Source organism: Denitratisoma oestradiolicum (assembly GCF_902813185.1).
Taxonomy (GTDB): domain Bacteria; phylum Pseudomonadota; class Gammaproteobacteria; order Burkholderiales; family Rhodocyclaceae; genus Denitratisoma; species Denitratisoma oestradiolicum.
Genome location: NZ_LR778301.1, coordinates 893,753 through 912,864, shown reverse-complemented (window position 1 = coordinate 912,864; position 19,112 = coordinate 893,753). Strand labels below are relative to the sequence as shown.

12 protein-coding genes are annotated in these 19,112 nt (G+C 63.6%); all 12 read left to right on the top strand.

The annotated features are described in order from the left end of the window. The first annotated feature begins 12 nt into the window (after window positions 1–12). The 12 genes from DENOEST_RS20460 to DENOEST_RS04180 all read left to right on the top strand — a co-directional run bounded on the left by DENOEST_RS20460 (window position 13) and on the right by DENOEST_RS04180 (window position 19,108). The gene (locus DENOEST_RS20460) at window positions 13–4,671 is read left to right on the top strand and encodes a pilus assembly protein (protein WP_145771584.1); all 4,659 of its coding nucleotides are present in this window, start codon (window positions 13–15) and stop codon (window positions 4,669–4,671) included. Between the two features lie 246 nt (window positions 4,672–4,917). After that, window positions 4,918–6,915: a TonB-dependent receptor plug domain-containing protein gene (locus DENOEST_RS04230; RefSeq protein WP_170228256.1), complete on the top strand. Its 1,998-nt coding sequence runs from the start codon at window positions 4,918–4,920 to the stop codon at window positions 6,913–6,915. Then, window positions 6,915–7,448, top strand: coding sequence for a YfiR family protein (locus DENOEST_RS04225; RefSeq protein WP_145771586.1), 534 nt, complete (start codon window positions 6,915–6,917; stop codon window positions 7,446–7,448). The genes DENOEST_RS04230 and DENOEST_RS04225 overlap by 1 nt, the downstream gene beginning before the upstream one ends. A gap of 6 nt (window positions 7,449–7,454) precedes the next feature. After that, the gene (locus DENOEST_RS04220; protein ID WP_145771587.1) at window positions 7,455–8,855 is read left to right on the top strand and encodes a sensor histidine kinase; all 1,401 of its coding nucleotides are present in this window, start codon (window positions 7,455–7,457) and stop codon (window positions 8,853–8,855) included. Continuing rightward, window positions 8,852–9,481, top strand: coding sequence for a response regulator (locus tag DENOEST_RS04215; RefSeq protein WP_145771588.1), 630 nt, complete (start codon window positions 8,852–8,854; stop codon window positions 9,479–9,481). Before DENOEST_RS04220 ends, DENOEST_RS04215 begins: the two co-directional genes overlap by 4 nt. A gap of 367 nt (window positions 9,482–9,848) precedes the next feature. Beyond that, window positions 9,849–10,283, top strand: coding sequence for a type IV pilin protein (locus DENOEST_RS04210; RefSeq protein ID WP_170228257.1), 435 nt, complete (start codon window positions 9,849–9,851; stop codon window positions 10,281–10,283). Window positions 10,284–10,621: 338 nt separating this feature from the next. Then, the gene (locus DENOEST_RS04205; protein WP_145771590.1) at window positions 10,622–11,170 is read left to right on the top strand and encodes a GspH/FimT family pseudopilin; all 549 of its coding nucleotides are present in this window, start codon (window positions 10,622–10,624) and stop codon (window positions 11,168–11,170) included. Further along, entirely contained in the window at window positions 11,164–11,640 is a 477-nt protein-coding gene (pilV, locus tag DENOEST_RS04200) for a type IV pilus modification protein PilV (RefSeq protein WP_145771591.1), read from the top strand. Before DENOEST_RS04205 ends, pilV begins: the two co-directional genes overlap by 7 nt. Window positions 11,641–11,785: 145 nt before the next feature. After that, window positions 11,786–12,910, top strand: a complete 1,125-nt coding sequence (locus DENOEST_RS04195) for a PilW family protein (protein ID WP_170228259.1) — start codon at window positions 11,786–11,788, stop codon at window positions 12,908–12,910. Continuing rightward, the gene (locus tag DENOEST_RS04190; RefSeq protein ID WP_145771593.1) at window positions 12,907–13,563 is read left to right on the top strand and encodes a pilus assembly PilX family protein; all 657 of its coding nucleotides are present in this window, start codon (window positions 12,907–12,909) and stop codon (window positions 13,561–13,563) included. Before DENOEST_RS04195 ends, DENOEST_RS04190 begins: the two co-directional genes overlap by 4 nt. A gap of 11 nt (window positions 13,564–13,574) precedes the next feature. Beyond that, window positions 13,575–18,428: a pilus assembly protein gene (locus DENOEST_RS04185; protein WP_145771594.1), complete on the top strand. Its 4,854-nt coding sequence runs from the start codon at window positions 13,575–13,577 to the stop codon at window positions 18,426–18,428. A 5-nt stretch (window positions 18,429–18,433) separates the two neighbouring features. Next, window positions 18,434–19,108: an energy transducer TonB gene (locus DENOEST_RS04180; RefSeq protein ID WP_170228260.1), complete on the top strand. Its 675-nt coding sequence runs from the start codon at window positions 18,434–18,436 to the stop codon at window positions 19,106–19,108. The last annotated feature ends 4 nt before the right edge of the window (window positions 19,109–19,112 follow it).

Sequence of the window (19,112 nt, the reverse complement as noted above, 5' to 3'; positions counted from 1 at the left end):
AAGGAAACTGTCATGAATACCCGTCGCCTGCTTAGCCGCATCCTTGTCGCCAGTCTGATCCTCCTGACCGGTCAGTCCGGCCTGGCCCTTGATCTGGTGGGGGACGATACCGACCTCTTCATGACCAACCCCAACAACCCGGCCCAGATCCCCAACGTGCTGATCGTGCTGGACAACACCTCCAACTGGTCCAACCAGGCTCAACATTGGCCCGATATGGTGGATGCCACCTGCACCGCCGCTGGCATCACCGGCAACCAGCAGGGGGACGCCGAGGTCTGCGCCATATACAAAAGCGTCGCCAACCTTGGCGAAACCGTAAATCTCGGTCTGATGATGTTCAACGATCAGGACAAGGGGGGCTATGTGCGCTATGCCGTCCGTTCCATGACGTCCGCCAACAAGACCAGCTTCCGGACCTCTCTAGCCACCATCAGCACCAATGACCCGGCAGACAAGACCGCCTCCAATTCGAGCTACGGCAACCCCATGAACGACGCCTTCCGTTATTTCAACGGCTTTGGCACCTACAACGGCGCCGGGGAAGCCCTGGCAGACAGCGCAGGTTATACCTCCGTCGCCCGTACCACCTTTGTCGCCCCGGACAAGTCCGGCGGCTCCTGCGGCTACGACTACATCATTTTCATCGGCAACGGTTTCCCCAATTCGGAAACCCTGAACGATATCGACAACGCCGCCGCCCTGCTCAACGACCCCTCCGTCACGGCCAACAAGACCACCATCAACGCCACCGGGGTCAATGCTGACGTCTGGAGCCGCTTTCTCTACAAGTATGGCGTCAAGATTTCCAACGGGGTTTATCGCCACATCACCACCTACTCCGTGGATGTCTGCAAGGACCAGTGCGACACCGATCAGGCCACCTTGCTGACCAGCATGGCCAATGTGGGAGGCGGGCGCTATTTCAAGGCCACCAACCTGAGCGAAATCGAGAATGCGCTCTCCACCATTTTTTCCGAGGTTCAGGCCATCAACAGCGTCTTCGCCGCCGTGGCCCTGCCGATTTCAAACAATCAATCCGGATTGAACCTTAATCAGGTCTATATCGGCATGTTCCGTCCGGATGGCCAGAAGAAGCCCCGCTGGTTCGGTAATCTGAAGATGTACACCAGCAACATTGACCCGGCAAACCCGGAATTAATAGACTCTCTGGGCGCTCAAATTCGCAATCCCAATACGGGAAACATCTACAACACGGTCACCAGCTACTGGACAACGGACTCCAGCTTCTGGTCCTTCCGGGGCCCTGACTACGATACAACCGACGTAGGGCAGGAATCCGATGCTCCCGACGGCGACATCAGCGAAAAGGGCGGCGCCGGCCAGCGCGTCCGCACCCTTTATCCCCTGCCTGATTCAGAGTCCGACCAGACCCGCAAGCTCTACACCTGCACCGGCACCTGTACAGCGAACAGCGAATTCGCCGACTACCCATTCAACGTAGACAACAGCGATATCACCGCCGCATCCCTGGGCACCTATCAATTGGTCTCGGTCAGCGCCCTCAGCTACGCAGCCGCCAACACTCCACCAGCGACAGCCACCGCGCCATCCCACGGTTTCAACACCGGCGACAGCGTCGTCATCTCCGGCGCCAGCCCCAGCGGCTACAACGGCACTTTCACCATCACCAAGGTGGACGACAACACCTTCCGCTACACCCCCGCCACGGCACCGGACTCCACCAATGCCTACGGCACCACCTCGGCATCCCACAATCTGACGGTCAATGACAAGATCACTGTTACCGGCTCCACCCCCGCCGGCTACAACGTCAGCGAGGTTGCTGTCACCCCGGTCACCTCGACCCAGTACAGCTACCCCCTGGCCGCCACGGTCAGTGCCAATTCCTCCGGCTACGCCATCACGGCCAAGCGCCGCATCAATGCCAACAACCTGACCGGCACGGGCAGCACCGCCACCGTAAATCTCACTGGCCATGGCTATTCCAATAATGACTCGGTGACCATTTCCGGCGCCACGCCCGCTGAGTTCAATGGGACCTTTACCATCTCTGTGGTCAACGCCAACACCTTCACCTACACCACCGCCAGCGCCATCCCTGGCGGTACGCCCACCACAGCCATCGCCACCACGGCGGCAGCCCATGGCCTCCAGGCGGGGGACAGCATCGTGGTAGCGGGCGCCACCGCCCCCAACACCGCCTACAACAACACCACCACCGTGCTGGCCAGCCCGGAGCCCACCGCCACCACCTTCGCCTATACCACCAGCGGCACCGTCAGCAACAACGCCACAGGCACCCTGACGGTCAGCAAGACCGTCCAGGACAACAACACCCGCGCTGTCAGCGCCGGTGCGGTGTCCGGTTCCGGCGCCAACAAGATCATCACCTTCACCTACAGCGCCACGGCCACCACGGCCAACGGCTGCACCAGGACCCTGGCGGCCGGAGACCAGATCACCATTTCCGGGATTACCTGCAAGCGCTCCAACAACACCGTTCAGAATTGCAGCACCGGCAGTACCACCACCCCGGTTGCCTCCTCCTATAACCTCACCCTGGCCGCCGGCAACATCATCTCCGGCACCCAGGTATCCATGGCCACCGACAACAACACGGCCAGCGTAACCCTCAGCAGCGCCACCCTGCGCTGGCCCCAAAGTGGCAACGCCAGTTGCCAACTGACGGCGCAAAGCGTGAGCTCCGCAGTTCCCGGCAATGCCATTGCCACCGCCACCGGCACCACCTACGCCAGCAAAACCGGCGACCTGACCAGCCCCACCACCACCCTGGGCACCCAGGCCGTGGCCAGCGGCACCATCGTCGCCGGCCTGGCCTCCAGCGCCGACGTCAATGAGCGGGCCAACCTGATCAACTGGGTTCGGGGTATCGACAACAAGGAAAACGAGAATTCGAACTCCGGCGCCACCTCCAGCACCGACGTGCGCGCCTCGGTCCATGCAGACGTACTGCATTCCAAACCCGCCACGGTCAATTACAACCGCAATGGCGACGACAACGACGTCTATGTGTTCTACGGCACCAACGATGGCATTTTCCACGCCATCAAGGGCGGCACAGGCAGCGACGGCGGCAACGAGAAATGGGGCTTCGTCGCCCCGGAGTTCTTCAGCAAGCTCAAGCGCCTCCGGGACAACAGCCCCCTGATCTCATCCAATGCCCCCAAGGGCTACTTCTTCGATGGTCCCATCGTGGTCTATACCCTGGACGTCAACAAGGATGGCAGCCTCGTCGCCGATGACGGTGACAAGGCCTATCTTTTCGTCACCATGCGCCGGGGGGGAAGAATGATCTACGCTCTGGACGTCAGCGACCCGGATAACCCCAAGCTACTCTGGAAAAAAGGCTGCACAGAATCCTCGGGAACGGCCAGTTGCGACACCGATTACGGCGAGATTGGCCAGACCTGGTCGGAACCCATGCTGGGTTACGTCGAGGCCTACCAAACCAAGAATGCCTCCAACGTGGTGACTGCAGAAAAACTGGTGGTGCTCATGGGTGCCGGTTACGACGCGGCCGTGGAGGACTTCCAGCCCTGCATGGTGACGGCCCACAGCAGCAGCAGCGTCAGCGCCAAGACCGGCGTCGCCCTGCCCAACAGCATGGACACCAGCAACTGCCCGCCGGACGGGGGCACCACCGCCACGGCGAGCCGCAGCATGGGACGGGATGTTTATATCATTGATGCCGAGGATGGCGACATGCTCTGGCGTGCCAGTACCGTGCCGGTCGCCAAGCGCAGCGGCACCATTCAATACTCCGTAGCGGCCGGCGTGGCAGCCTTCAATGGCGACCTGGACCGCCGCCGCACCCTGCCCGTCGGAACGGAAACCGGCGTATTTCGGGGCTATCTGGACCGCATCTATGCCGCAGACACCGGCGGCAATGTCTGGCGTATCGACATCGGCTCCACCACCACCAGCAACTGGACCCTTACCAAGCTCGCCTCACTGTCGGGCAGCGATGCCACGGCCCCCCTGACGGATCGCCGCAAATTCCTCAGCCGCCCCGACGTAGCCTTATCTCGAACCACCTCTCCCGCCTACGACGCGGTACTGCTGGGCAGCGGCGACCGGGAACATCCCTTCGACATGGTGGTGGACCATCGCTTTTACATGCTCAAGGACACCGCCATGGCCAGCAATACCGTGGGTTCGGTAACCCAGGCCAACCCCATTACCGAAAGCGACCTCTACGATGTGACTGACAACTGTATTCAGGCCTGCGCCACCGCGGGTGAGCGCACCGGCGCCCAGGCGGATTTGGCAGCTGCCCAGGGTTGGATGCTGCGACTGACGGACGAAGGCGAGATCAGCACAGACCCGGCCAAGGTGGATGGAGGATCAGTCCTGTTCAGCACTCATTCCCCCCAGCAAGGCAGCGCCTCCACCACCCAATGCGTCAATGACCTGGGGACCGCCCGTATCTACGCAGTGAATTTCCGCGATGCGACAGCGACCGTGTTTGCCGAGGACGGCAACTACAATCGATCCGAGGCCGTGGCAGGAGGCGGTTTCCTTCCTGCCCCAATTACGACAACCCTCAAAGACGCAGATAGCGGCAATACGGTACGCACCGATTGCTTCGGCATACACTGCTTGACACCGTCAGCCACACCGCTGGATGCCCGACTGCGGACCTACTGGTACCGTCGGCAGGACTGAGGCAGCCTCATAAAACCACGCGTCTGCGTTGAGGCCAAAATGAGATGACTGCAAGGCGGAGAAGCCCCCTCCTCCGCCTGCCCTCCCGCTTCATTCCCCCTCGCCACTCGGGATTTTCCCTGGCCCGCGCCAGCACCCCTTTTCTCACTCAAGCGGAATTGAGTGAGAATGTGACCCTTTGGCAATCGCCAGGCAAAAAATGCGCATTACCAAGGCGGGAGGGGAGTAGCGCTGATGGAAGATCGAATGCGACGTAAACCGGCAAGAATGTGGCTGGCGCTCCTGATCCTGTCCGCCGGCATGGCAGCGCCGACATGGGCTGGAGATCCCACACCCTTCGACGATCTGCTGCAGGTTCCCATGGAAAAACTGGTCGCAGTCACCGTCGATGGTGCCTCCAAACGTCCTCAGCCACCGGAGGAGGCACCTTCCATGGTGAGCCTGATCACTGCCGACGAAATCCGGCACCAGGGCTGGCGCACCCTGGATGAAGCCCTGGCGAGCCTGCGTGGCGTCCATGTGACCTCCGACCGGGCCAACAGCTACCTGGGTATACGCGGTTTCGGCCGGCCGGGAGATTACAACAGCCGCCTGTTGCTATTGATCGACGGCCTGCCCATCAATGACGGCGTCTATGACCAGGCCCTGATCGGCAATGATTTCCCCCTCGATCTGGCGTTGATCGAGCGCATCGAGTATGTCCCGGGTCCCGGATCGGCGCTTTATGGCGGCAACGCCTTCTTCGGCGTGGTCAACATTGTCACCATGGCCGGCGCAAAACGCGGCCGTGAAGCCGAGATCACCGTCGGCGAGGCTGGTCAGCGGGGAATGCGGGCCACCTTCGGCCACCGCACCCAGGACGGCGATGACTGGTTGCTGTCCGCTTCCCGGGAACATCGGGAAGGCCGGGACATGTACTTCGAGAGTTATGCCGCCCCTGGCGCCAATGCCTGGAGCCGGGGACTTGACCATCGAGCAAGCGAGCGCCTGTTCGCCCGGTTTTCCCGGGGTGGTCTGACCGCCACCCTGCTGATGAACGAGCGCTCCGCCGGTCTGCCCGGCGGCCCCTACGGTATCGACCTGAACGATCCGGCCAGCCAGGAGCGGGAGCGCCACGCCCTCGCCAACGTCCGCTATGAATACCGGCTCAATACGACCTGCCACCTGGACCTGAACGCCTACCTGGGACAATACAGCTACAACTCCCACTGGGCGTACGACAGCATCCCCTACCCGGACTTCTTCGAGAATCGCTACTGGGGTGGCGAAGGACGCATCACCACCCGGGCACTGCCAGCCCAGACCCTCGTAGCCGGATTTTCATGGCGGCGCGACGAAGCCCGGCGGCAAATCAACCCGACGATCGATACCGACTCGCCCCGCGGCACGATGGGCATATTCCTCCAGGACGACTGGAAGTTCGGAACGTCAACCACACTGAGCGCCGGCCTGCGTCATGACCGGGACTCCTTCGGCCGCAGCTTCAACAGCCCGCGCCTGGCGCTGATCACTCAGCCGGGCGCGGAAACCACGGTGAAACTGATCGTCGGCAGGGCCTTTCGGCCCCCCAACGCCTTCGAGACCGATTACGCCTACGAAGGGGACAACATCGCCAATCCGACGCTCCATTCCGAGCACATTCGCAGCACGGAGCTCGGCATGGAACACCGGCTGGGATCCGGCACGACACTATCGATGACACTCTATCGAAACCGGATCGACCACCTGATCGCCCTGGAGACTGATCCCCTGACCGGCCTTCAGCAACACCACAATGTGGGTGGAGCAACATTGGGGGGCCTGGAAGTGGAGGTCGTCGGCCGCCTCGCGGCCATCGAACTGCGAGCCAGCATGGCATGGCAGAACGCCAGGCATGAATCGGGCATCCCCATTGCCAACTCGCCGCGCAGGCTGTCCAAGCTGCTGTTCTCGGCGCCCCTGCCCGGAAACCTGCGGCTGAGCTGGGAAACCCATCTCATCGGCCGGCGCAATGTCGACACCGGGGACGTTTCCATACCGGGCGCCACCCTGGGTGGGCATGGTGTATCCCATGGAACGCTGTCCGGACACATCAATCAACAACTGGGCTGGCTATTGCGGATCAGTAATCTCTTTGACCGAAAATATGCGGATGTAACCGGTGCGGAATTCAACTTCGCCTACCCTGGCACGATGATCGCCCCTATGACGACGATGCCCCAGGATGGCCGCACCCTCCTGGGACGCCTGATCTGGAAATTCTGATGCCCCTGTCCAGGCTGAGTTCGATGCTGCTCATAACCCTGGCAATGGCGCTGCCACTCCCGGCCGACGCCCTGGACGAACCCACCCTGAAGGCCCTCTACCTCTACAACTTCGTCCAGTTCGTCACCTGGCCCCAGGAAGCCAGCGGCGACACGACCAACAGCAACACCTTGCGGCTTTGCATCGTGGGGGGCGACCCGGGTGGCCGGATCGGTGCCTTGAACGGCCGGCCGGTGCGACGCATGAGAATACAAATCCAGCAGGAGGACAAAACCGCGCCTCTGGGGAAATGCCATGTGGTCTATCTGCCCGCCGGGAACGACAGCACCCTGGCGCGACTCATCGAAACCACCCATGGGTTACCGGTGCTGGTGGTCTCCGAGGGCGAAGCCGCCGCACCCCTGGGGGCCGCCATTTCGGTCTTCGAGGGACGGGAGCGGAAGCTCGAATTCGACATCAACCTTTCAGCGGCACGGAATGCCAGATTGCAGATCAGTTCCCGTCTGCTGCAACTCGCCCGGCGGGTGTACTGAGGCGCCATGCTGACGCGCAAGCACTCCATCCATGGCCGCTTCATGATGGCCTTCAGCGCCTTCACGACCATCATGCTGTTTGCGGCCCTGGGAATCTCCATCGCCTGGTTTTTCCATTATGAAAGACAGGAAATGCGCGAGGCGCTGCTGGTCGATGCCTCCATTGTTGCAGCCCAGAGTTCGGCTGCGGTGATGTTCAACGATGTCCAGGCGATGACCGAAAACCTGGGGGTACTCCATCACGTCAAGGCCGTGCGCTGGGCCATTCTGGTGGCGGATGGCGAAAGGCTGGTTCATTACGGCCAGGTACCGGAAGACCTGGACAGCCTGCATCGCAAGTTGCGGGAAAATAACGGGGTCATCGAGCATTTGAGCCGGATCGTCCTGAGGCAGGACATTATTTACGATGGCATCATCAGGGGAGAACTGCTGCTCGGCGCCGACCTCACGGAGCTGAATGTGCAGTTCGGCGCGGTGGTGCTGTTCGGCGTATTGCTGGTGGCAGTGTTCATGTTCATCGCACTGCCGGTCTTCCACCATATCGTCGGCACGATCTCGGGACCCCTGGGAGAGCTGGCGCGGCTATCCCAGTTGATTTCGACCCATGGCGATCAGGGCATCCGGGTCCGGATTTCCTATCAGGACGAGGTCGGCCGCCTGGGGGCGGCCTTCAACAGCATGCTGGACTCCCTGGCCCAGCGGGACCAGTCCCTGCGCAAGTCCCGGGACCAGTTGCGGGCGCTGAACGCGCGCCAGCAGGCGATCCGGGAAGAGGAACGCACCCGCATCGCCCATGAAATACACGACGACCTGGGCCAGCGGCTGACGGCCCTCAAGCTGGAGATCGCCCGCCATCTCGGAGAACGGAACGGAACCATGGATCCGGAAGCCCTGAAAATCGGCCGCATGGTCGACGACACGGTCAAGGCCGTGCGGGAAATCTCCTGGGACCTTCGTCCCAGCGTGCTTGACACCCTGGGTCTCACCGCCGCCATCGAATGGCTGGGCGAGGACTTCCAGCGGCGCATGGCCACCCGCTGCCGGGTGACCGTGCCCGCCCAGGAACTCCGGGTGGACCCGGAAGTGGCCACCCACCTGTTTCGCATCTGCCAGGAACTGCTCACCAACGTGGCGCGCCATGCCCGGGCCAGCCGAGTGGAAATTCGCCTGGAGGCCGCCCAGCGCCTGACCCTGGAGGTCAGCGACAATGGCATCGGCATCCAGGCCAGCAGTCATGGAGAGAAATCCCTCGGCCTGCTGGGCATACGCGAACGAACCCACAGGCTCGGCGGAATCGTCACTATCGACTCCACCCCGGATTTCCAGGGCACCCGGGTGCGGGTGACGACGCCTTATATCCTGCCGGCGGAGACGAATCCGCCCGCCGGCGCCGGAGATTCCCCATGAAGATCATGATTGTCGACGACCATCCCGTAGTGCGCCAGGGAATTCGCCTGATCCTCGGGGCCGATGCGGAAATCGAAGTGGTGGCCGAAGCCGCCAACGCCCGCGAGGCCATGGAGCAGGCGCGACACCAGGCGCTGGACCTGATAGTGCTGGACCTCAATCTGCCGGACCAGAACGGCTTCTGGGTACTCAAGGAAGTCCGCCGCATTCATCCCGACCTTCCCGTGCTCATCCTGAGCATCCAGCCTGAGGAACACATGGCCGTCCGGGCGCTCAAGGCCGGCGCCAGCGGATTCCTGAACAAGGAAAGCGCCCCCGAGGAACTGGTCAAGGCCGTACGCTCGGTCATGCGCGGCAAACGTTACATCAGCCCCCGCCTGGCCGAATGGCTGGCAGTCGACATCAGTGGCCACCGGGAAAGTCTTCCCCACGAGCGGCTCTCGGATCGCGAATATCAGGTGCTCTGCCTGCTGGCCAGCGGGAAGTCCATCAGCGACATCGCCGCCACGCTCCATCGCAGCCCGAACACCATCAGCACCTACCGCACCCGCATCCTGCACAAGATGGGCATCGAGACCAATGCCGGACTGACCCATTATGCATTGACGCACCAGCTCATCAAGTAACTGGCTCGCCCCCTTCGCCCCCCTCCGGGGGGTTCGATACGGCTCGCTCCGCTCGATATCACGGGGCGCGTCGTAGCAGCGCCGAGGGGTTGCGGCTGGCGCCGCGTGCCGCTTTCCCTTGGGACGGCCCGGCGGGAAAGCTCGCTTTTTACGCTAAGGCTCGCCCCCTTCGCCCCCTCCGGGGGGGCGATACGGCTCGCTCCGCTCGATATCACGGAGCGCGTCGTAGCAGCGCCGAGGGGTTGCGGCTGGCGCCGGCCGCTCCCATGTAGTCGTTCCACTACGCAAGAATCCACGAGCACGCGATAGATTCTCCCTCCGGCTTGCCATAGATTCGCCACAGTCGCCTTCTATGGGAGTCCTTGCGATGAAATCCGCTCGACACGCCGGCTTCACCCTGATCGAACTCATGATCGTTATCGTGGTGGTCGCCATCCTGACCGCAGTGGCACTGCCGTCCTATCGGGATTATGTGAACCGGGCCCGCATCACCGAGGCGGTGGCCAATCTTTCGGACATGCGGGTGAAGCTGGAGCAGTATTTCCAGGACAACCGGAGCTACGCGGGCGCCTGCGCCGCAGGAACTCTCGCCCCCCTACCCGCCAACAGTGCCAATTTCACCTATACCTGCCCGGCCCTCGATGCCACCAGATTCCAGGTATTGGCCACAGGAACAGGCTCCATGGCGGGCTTCAGCTACCAGATCGACCAGGCCAACACCCGCACCACGGTCAGCGTACCCGCAGACTGGAACGGTACTGGCAACACCTGCTGGGTACTGAAGAAGGACGGCTCCTGCTGAGATGGCCACCAGCACCACCCCCGAGGATGCAAATTCGCAAAGGCAAATTGAACGCCCCCCACCCCCATCCCCGCCCCAGGGCGGGGCTACCAATCAGCTCGCTGCGCTCGACAGTTCGACCTACCGTTTCAATTCGCTGTTTCACGTTAATCATTAATCGGTCAAGTCATGACAAATCGTGAGAAGAGTTTCGAGCGAAGCGAGCCAATACAGTCACCTCCCCCGCGAGGGGGAGGAAGGGAGGGGGCGGGCCTTAATTTGCTTTCCAGGCGCCATGACTCTCCAGCGAAGCCTTCATTATTGGGTTCCGGCTTGGCCGGCTTAAGAGAAAGACAGCCGTGACAAGCCGGGGCTTCTCGATGGTGGAACTGATGATCGCGATCGCGATCATGGGTTTCCTGCTGGTGATGGGGATTCCCTCCTTTACCGGCTACATCCAGAACTCCAGGTTGCGGGGCGCGGCGGAGAGCTGCCTGGCCGGACTGCAAAGAGCCCGGGCCGAAGCGGTGCGACAGAACAGCAACATCCAATTCATCCTCACCGACAGCGCCGCCACAGCGGCGAATGTCGCCATCGCGGCTCCCCTCGCCAACGGTAGAAACTGGATGATCCGCAGCGCCGATCTGACCACCTTCATCGAAGGCAGTCCCCAGATCACCCAAGCGACAGTGGAGGTGGATGGTGGCGGGGTCTCGGGGATCACCTTCAATGGCCTGGGCCGGAGCGACCTGGCCACCACCGCCACCCTTCAGTTCAGCAATCCGACCGGAGGAGCCTGTGCTCCCGCCGGCCCGATGCGCTGCCTGAACATACAAATTACCGTCGGCGGACAGATCAGGATGTGCGACCCGGCCATCGCCACCGCAGGCGACACAAGACAATGCTGACGATCACTCCGTACCGGCAATCGGGCATCGTCCTGATCGAGGCCCTGATGGGCATCCTCATTTTCTCCCTGGGGATTCTGTCCATGGTGGCCCTCCAGGCCACGGCCATTTCCGCCCAGAACGATGCCCAGTTCCGCATCGAAGCCGCCAACCTGGCGGATCGGATCATCGGCGAGATCGACCTCAACGTGGACCGGACCAGTTCGGCCACCTTGCAGAATTCCCTGGTGGCCTATGCCCATCAGGCCGCCACCGACGCCACCTGCGCCTTCAGCGGCGATGCCTCGGCCAATCAGCAGGTCATCGACTGGCTGGCCGACGTGGCGACACAGTTACCCGGCAGCGCCGCCACGATGCAGCAGATCGCCGTCACCACCGCCGCCTTCAACCAGGTGACGGTAACCCTCTGCTGGCAGACCGCCGCCGACGCCACCCCCCGGCGGCACACGGTCATCGCCTATGTCAACTGAGCAAAGACCCGGAGCCGCGAAGCAGCGAACCCTCGTCACCCCCTCCCTCGGGGAGGGGGCCGGGGGGGAGGGCTCTCCAATTCCCCACGGGGTTCGCCCCGCGAACCCCCTCCCTCGGGGAGGGGGTCGGGGGGAGGGTAGTCCAGTGAGCGCCCCCACTCTCCGCCCAGGCCAGCACGGCTTTTCCATTGTCGAGGTGATGGTGGGCATGCTGATCGGGCTGCTCGGCATCCTGGTCATGTTCCAGATGCTGCAACGCTGGGACCAACAAAAGCGCACCGCGTCCTCGGGCAGCGATGCTCAGGTCTCCGGCTCCATCGCCCTGTACAGCGTCGAGCGGGACATGCGCATGGCGGGCTACGGCTTCGGCCGAGCGACGAACGTCATGGGCTGCACGGTCAATGCCTACGACCGTCTGCGCCCCGTCACGGCCTTCACCTTCCCCCTGGTGCCGGTGCTCATCGCCGATGGCGCCGGCGGCGCTCCCGACACTGTCACCGTGCTCTACGGCAACTCCAATCTCGCCTCGGAGAGCATCACCTATACCGCCTCCGCCCCCACCTCGAAAACCCTCAGCACCCGCAGCGGCGTGGAACGCGGCGATCTGATCCTGATCACCCAGGACGCCACCACCTGCGGACTGGTGGAGACCACTGACAATACCAATGCCGACGGCATCACCGTCAATCATGCCTCGGGCAACTACACCGGCCAGGACAATGCCGCAGTCACGGCCCGCTACAACGCAGCCGCGGGACTGGGCATCGTCTTCACCCCCGGCGGCATCTACAACCTGGGAGCCGATCCGCGCCGCAACATCTGGCAGATTTCCAATGGCCGCCTGCTGACCAGCACCGACGATCTGCATTACAGCGACCTGAGGGACAGCGACGGGCTGGGCAATCCGGACAATCAGAACGACTGGACGGAAGTGGCCGAGGGCATCATCGATCTTCAGGCGGAATACGGCATCCGCGTCGCCGGCGTCATGCAGTGGTCGGCGCTGGCCCCCCCCAACTGGGCGGCGCCCCAGGCCTGGAGCAGCGTTTCAGCCATCCGCATCGGCTTGCTGGCCCGCAGCCAGCAATACGAGAAAGTTGCGGTGACCCCCACGGCCCCCGTCTGGGCCGGCGGCGCCTTCACCATGACCGACCTGGACGGCGGCGCGGACTCCAACCCGGACGACCCCAACGACTGGCGCCACTACCGCTACCGGGTCTACCAGGCCATGATTCCCTTGCGCAACGCCATCTGGGGCACGGCGCCATGAGTCCCCGCGGCCCCTGCGCTTCGGCGCGGCCCCGCCAGCAGGGGGTGATCCTGGTCATTGCCCTGATCATGCTGCTGGCCATGACCATGGCCGGGATCATCCTGTTCCGTCAGGTGGGAGCGGGCGTGGTCATCGCCCGCAATCTGACTTTCAAGCAGGGCTCCACCATCGCGGCGGATCGCGGCATCGAAGCCGGACGCGCCTGGCTGGTCGCCCAGGGTGCCGGAGCGCTGGAACAGCCCAACCTGGCGGCCGGCTATTTCCCCGCCTGGTGCAATGTGTCCGTCGATGCCGGCAACCGTCCCGACGAGGACAACAACGGCGTGACGGACGATTGCGGCACCAGCCCGCCGCCCTCCGATTTCAACCCCACCACCTACAACTGGGCCAATGGGGCCGTGGCCACCGCCGACGACGGCAGCGGCAACGAGATCCGCTACGTGATCCACCGCCTCTGCCGGATTCCCGGCGCCATCAATGTCGCCGGCCAGCAATGCGTCACCATCGGTTCGGCCTCCTCCGGCGCATCGATGGGCGTCGCCAGCTATGGCGTCACCTCGCTGTCCAACACCATTCAGCCCTATTACCGCGTCAGCGCCCGGGCCGTTGGCCCCCTGAACACCGTGGCCTACACCCAGGTCATCATGTATTGAGGAGCATCGCCATGTTCCCGTTCTCCGCCACCCGGCCTTGCCGATCCGCCGCCCTGTCGCTCACTCTGGCCCTGGCGGCACTCCCCGTCACCAGCCTGGCCCTCACCGACCTGGCCGATGTGCCCCTGGCCAGCTCCTCATCCACCCAGGTCAAACCCAACATCCTGTTCGTGCTGGACGATTCCGGTTCCATGGACTGGACCTGGATGCCGGATGGCGTCAGCAGCAATGCCATCGGCTATCGCAACCACCTGTGCAACACGGTCTATTACAACCCGGCGGTCAATTACCTCATTCCCAAGGATTCGGCCGGCACCGATCTCAACAGTGCCAGCCAGACCAGTTTCACCAGCGCCTATGTGGAGGGTTTCAATACCTACATGTCGTCAGGCAGCACCACCCGGAACAACCTGAGCACCTCCTTCTCGGCCGATGGCAGCGAAAGTTCGCGGGCCGCCTACTACTGGACCTACGCGGCCACCAGCCTGGGCACGCCGACCCCGGATGCGGGCCTGTGCAACTACTCCACCAGTTCGGTGACCAGCGCCACTACCGGCATCTGTTGCAGCAGCCCCTCGGTGTCCAGCAGCACCTGCACCAGCGCTGAATACCCCACCAGCAGCCCACCCACCTGCGGTACCGGGAAAACCCTGGTCTGGCAGAAAACCCAGGTCGGCGCGACATCCGGTCCCGGCAGCAGCGACGAACGCCAGAATTTCGCCAACTGGTACAGCTACTACCGCTCCCGCATGAAAATGATGAAGTCCGCCGCCGGTCGCGCCATGGCCCAGCTCAACGACAGCTACCGGATCGGCTTCATGACCATTCACCCCGGCACCGTCGATAGCAACGGCGCGGCCAACGGCAGTTCGGTCTCCGCCAGCAAGTTCCTCAAGGTCGCCGATTTCGACACCACCCAACGCGCCAACTGGTACAGCAAGCTCTATTCCCAGGATGGCAACTCCGCCACGCCCCTGCGCACCGCCCTGTCCGTTGCCGGCCGCTACTTCACCGGCAAGAACGACCTGATCAACAAGGGCATGGTGCCGGCCCAGACCGACGATCCGATCCAGTATTCCTGCCAGCAGAACTTTGCCATCTTCACCACGGACGGCTACTGGAACTCGGGCGATGGCCGGCAGGTAAACGGCAGCACCCTGATGAACAACCAGGACGGCGTGCTCTCCGAACTGGATGCCTACAACCCTTCCGGCAGCAAGATCGCCGTCTCGCCCCGCCCCATCTACGACGGCGCCGCATCCCAGTATGTCTGGAACAGCGCCTCCAATCAGTACCGCTACGCCTCCTGCACCTACAACCAGCCCCAGCAGAAGACGGTGCAGTGGCAGTCGCGCCCGCTGGGCCTCGAAGAGCGCACTGCCAGCCTACAGGAACGAACCTCCTCCTTGCAGGAACGTATCTGGACGCTTCAGGCCCGGACGTCGACGCTACAGACCAGGACATCGTCCAACAGCGGCAGCACGTGGAGCAGTTGGAGCAACACCTCCTCCTGCGCACCGGACACGTCCAACCCCAGCCTCAGGGAATGCCGATACACCGACTGGACAGCCTGGAACAACACCAGCTCCTGCTCCCCTGCCAACCAGGATACCAGCGGGACATGGAGCGTCGGCACCGCCCGCCAATGTCAATACGCCCTGACGAGCGACTGGACGAATACGACATCCTGTACGCCGGTCTCCCAGGACACCAGTGGCACATGGAGCACCGGCACCGCCCGCGACTGTCAATACACGGACTGGACGGCCTGGAGCAATACCGGCTCCTGCGATGCGGTAAATCAGGACACCAGCGGCACATGGAGCGTCGGCACCGCGCGCCAGTGCCAATATTCCGACTGGTCGGCCTGGAGCGGCACAGGCTCCTGCACCGCCATCGCCAAGGATTCCTCCGACCCTTACTCCGTCGGCACGGCAAGAGAGTGTCAGACAGCGTATGGCCCATGGACCAATACCGGCGGCACGTGCGTTCCCTCCGCCACCCAGGAATGCCAGACGGTGGACCTCACCGCCTGGGCCAATGTAGGCTCCTGTACCCCATCCGTCGTCGATGGCAGCGGCCAGCAAACAGTCTGCCAGACCGTTCCGGATGCCACTGGCCAGAAGATCCAGTATCAGAGCACCACCACCAGCACCACCTATCCCGGTCCCAGCCAGAGCGGATCCATCATCAGCGGCCCTACCAGCAGTGTCGGCAGTTGGACCGATCAGACCGGAACCTGCTATCCAGCCGCCTCGGTGCCCGCCCTGCCCAACCCCAATCCCCAGATCGTGACCGGCAGCGGCCCTCCCGCGCTGCCCGCCGGCTGTAGCGCCTGGCCCTGCGAAACCGCCACCACCAGCGGCGGCACCAGCAACACCCTGGCGGATGTGGCCCAGCACTATTACAAGACCGACCTGCGAACTTCCGGCCTGGGCAACTGCACCGGCGCCCTGGGCGGAACCGTCAGCGTCTGCGACAACAACGTGCCCTCCTCCGGCACCGGCGCCGAGGCCGACACGGCCAACTGGCAGCATCTGACCACCTTCACCATGGGCCTGGGGCTCTCCGGCACCCTGACCTATCGCTCCGACTACAAGACCGCCACTTCCGGCGATTATTACGACATCAAGCAGGGCACCCGGAACTGGCCCACCCCCAGCGCCGACGACCCCACCGCTCTGGATGATCTGTGGCACGGAGCGGTGAATGGCCGGGGGCAGTATTTCAGCGCCCGGGATCCGGACTCGGTGGTGGATGCCCTCACTTCAGCCCTGGCGGGCATCAATGCCCGGGTCGCCTCGGCGGCGGCCGCAGCCACCTCGAACCTGGAACCCGTGGCCGGCGACAACTTCGCCTATACCGCCAAGTACGTCACCCAGAAATGGGAGGGCGACCTGGAAGCCCATGAAATCGACCTGACCACGGGCGAGGTCACCAGCACCATCATCTGGTCCGCCCAGACCAAACTGGACGCCAAGGCCAAGAGCGCCTGCGACAACCGGACCATCAAGCTGTTCCGCAGCGGCGCCACCAACAACCTGACGGACTTCACCTGGAACACTTATGCCTGTGACAGCAGCGGCAGTCCCACCGGCAGCGCCTCCACCGGCCTGAACGCCGGCGAGCAGGCCAACTTCGGCACCAGCCAGGTGAGCCTCTTCAGTCAGTACCCCTCAATGACGGATGGCACGGCCGGTACGGTGGATCAGCGTTCCGCCGCCGCGGGCGCCAATCTGGTGAACTATCTGCGGGGCCAGAGCGGCAAGGAAATTGTCGACTCATTCACCGCCAACGACCTGAGCGAACTCTATCGAAGCCGGGATCACGTGATGGGCGACATCATCAACGCCCAGCCGGTCTATGTGAAAGCCCCCTTCGCCGAATACGACGACTCGGGCTACACCACCTTCAAGACCAACCAGGCCGGCCGCACCCCCCTGGTCTTCACCGCCGCCAACGACGGCATGCTGCACGCCTTCCATGCCGGCACCTCCATCGTGGACAGCCAGGGGGGCGAAGAGGCCTGGGCCTTCATCCCGACCATGGTGCTGCCCAACATGTACAAGCTGGCCACGGAGAACTACGCCAGCCAACATACCTATATGGTGGATGGCACGCCGTCGGTGGGAGACATTTTCGACACCACCGTCACCGGCTGCGACAGTTCCCCGGCCCAGCCGGAGAACTGCTGGAAAACCATCCTGGTGGGGGGGCTCAACAAGGGCGGCAAGGGTTATTACGCCCTGGACATCACCGACCCGGCCTCACCCAAAGGCCTGTGGGAATTCAAGTGGAGCAGCACCTGCTACGACGCCGCCAGCATCGCCACCTGGTATTCCGATTGCCATGTGGGCTACACCTTCAACAACCCCATCATCAGCAAGCTCGCCGACGGGCGCTGGGTGGTGTTCGTCACCTCCGGCTACAACAACGTCAACGCCCCGGCCGTGGCGGGCGATGGCCAGGGTTATCTCTATGTCCTGGAAGCCGCCACCGGCAAGATCCTGTACAAGATCAGCACCGGCGCCGGTTCATCGGCGAGCCCGAGCGGCCTCAATCACATCAATGGCTGGGTCAGCAACGGTCTGCGCAACAACACGGTGGACCGTATCTACGGCGTCGACCTGCTCGGCAACATCTGGCGCTTCGACGTGAACAACAGCTACCTGCCGGCCGGCCGGGAAGCCACCCTGGTGGCCCAGGCGGTTGATGGGACCGGCACACCTCAGCCCATCACCACCCGGCCGGAACTGGCCGAGGTCGGTGGCGAGCCTTTCGTCTATGTGGGCACCGGACGTTACCTGGGCAGCACCGACAGCAGCAACACCCAGACCCAGACCATCTGGAGTATCAAGGACCCCCTGAGCACCACGGCGGTCACCAGTCTCCGCTCGACCCTCAACCCCATCACCATCGAGAACCAGGGCAGCGGCCTGACCGCCACCCGCGCCGTCTCGGCCGCGACCGAATGCAGCTCCCCCGACGGCTGGTACGCTGACCTGCCCGACAGCGGCGAACGGGTGAATGTGGATATCAAACTGCAACTGGGCACCCTGATCGCGGCCAGCAACGTGCCCCAGAACAATGCCTGCAACATCGGCGGCTATGCCTGGCTCAACTACTTCAACTACGCCACGGGCTGCGCCGTGGCCAATTCCACCGGCGGCCAGATCGGCCAGCGGCTGGTCAAGGCGGGGGGCACCGAATCCCTGGCGGTGGGCATCACCGTGGTGCGTCTGCCCAGCGGCAAGACTGTGGTCATCGCGACCACCTCGGGAGCGGAGCAGATCACCGTCGCTGCTCCCTTCGATGTCGCGCCACCCGTGGGCAAGCGGGTCAGTTGGCGGGAAATCATTCAATAGGCGATGTGTCGCAGGCCGCCAGCCCCCGGCTGCGATACCGCCGCCTTCCCGCCGGAAGTAGGCTGGGACTCTGCCTGTTCCTGTCGGCCCTGGCCCATGGCCTGCTGCTGGGCCATCCCGGCTGGATCACCCCCCATCCGGCTGCTGGCGCCGGAGCGGCAGTCATCCATGCCCCGCTGACTGCCACGCTCCTCGCCGTACCGCCGGCCCCGTTGCCGCCGCCCGCCACCGCCGGGAGGCCTGTCCAGGATGAAACGGCCGACAGTCCATCGATCGTGCCCACCCCGGCACCCCCGAGCCCTGGCGGCCCGGCCGTCGCCCAGGCCCCCGGCCTGTTGCTCGGCCCCTGGTACTACACGGCGAAATGGCTGCACCGCCGGCCCACCCCCCTGCATCCCATCCTTCCGCAATACCCGCCCGCCGCCGGCCAGATCGCCGGCCGGGTGCGGCTACTGCTGTTGATCAATGAACAAGGGGGGCTCGACAGTTATCGGGTTCAGGAGGCCAGCCCCGCAGGGGTCTTCGAGGAGGCAACCCTCGCCGCCTTCACCCAGGCCCGCTATGCCCCGGGCCTGATCACCGGCTATCCCGTCCGTAGCCAGTTGCTGGTGGAGGTCGTTTTCGAACCGAGCGAAGCGCCACGGGTCGGGATGCCGGCGCTGGAAGCGCCGACTCCCTGATATC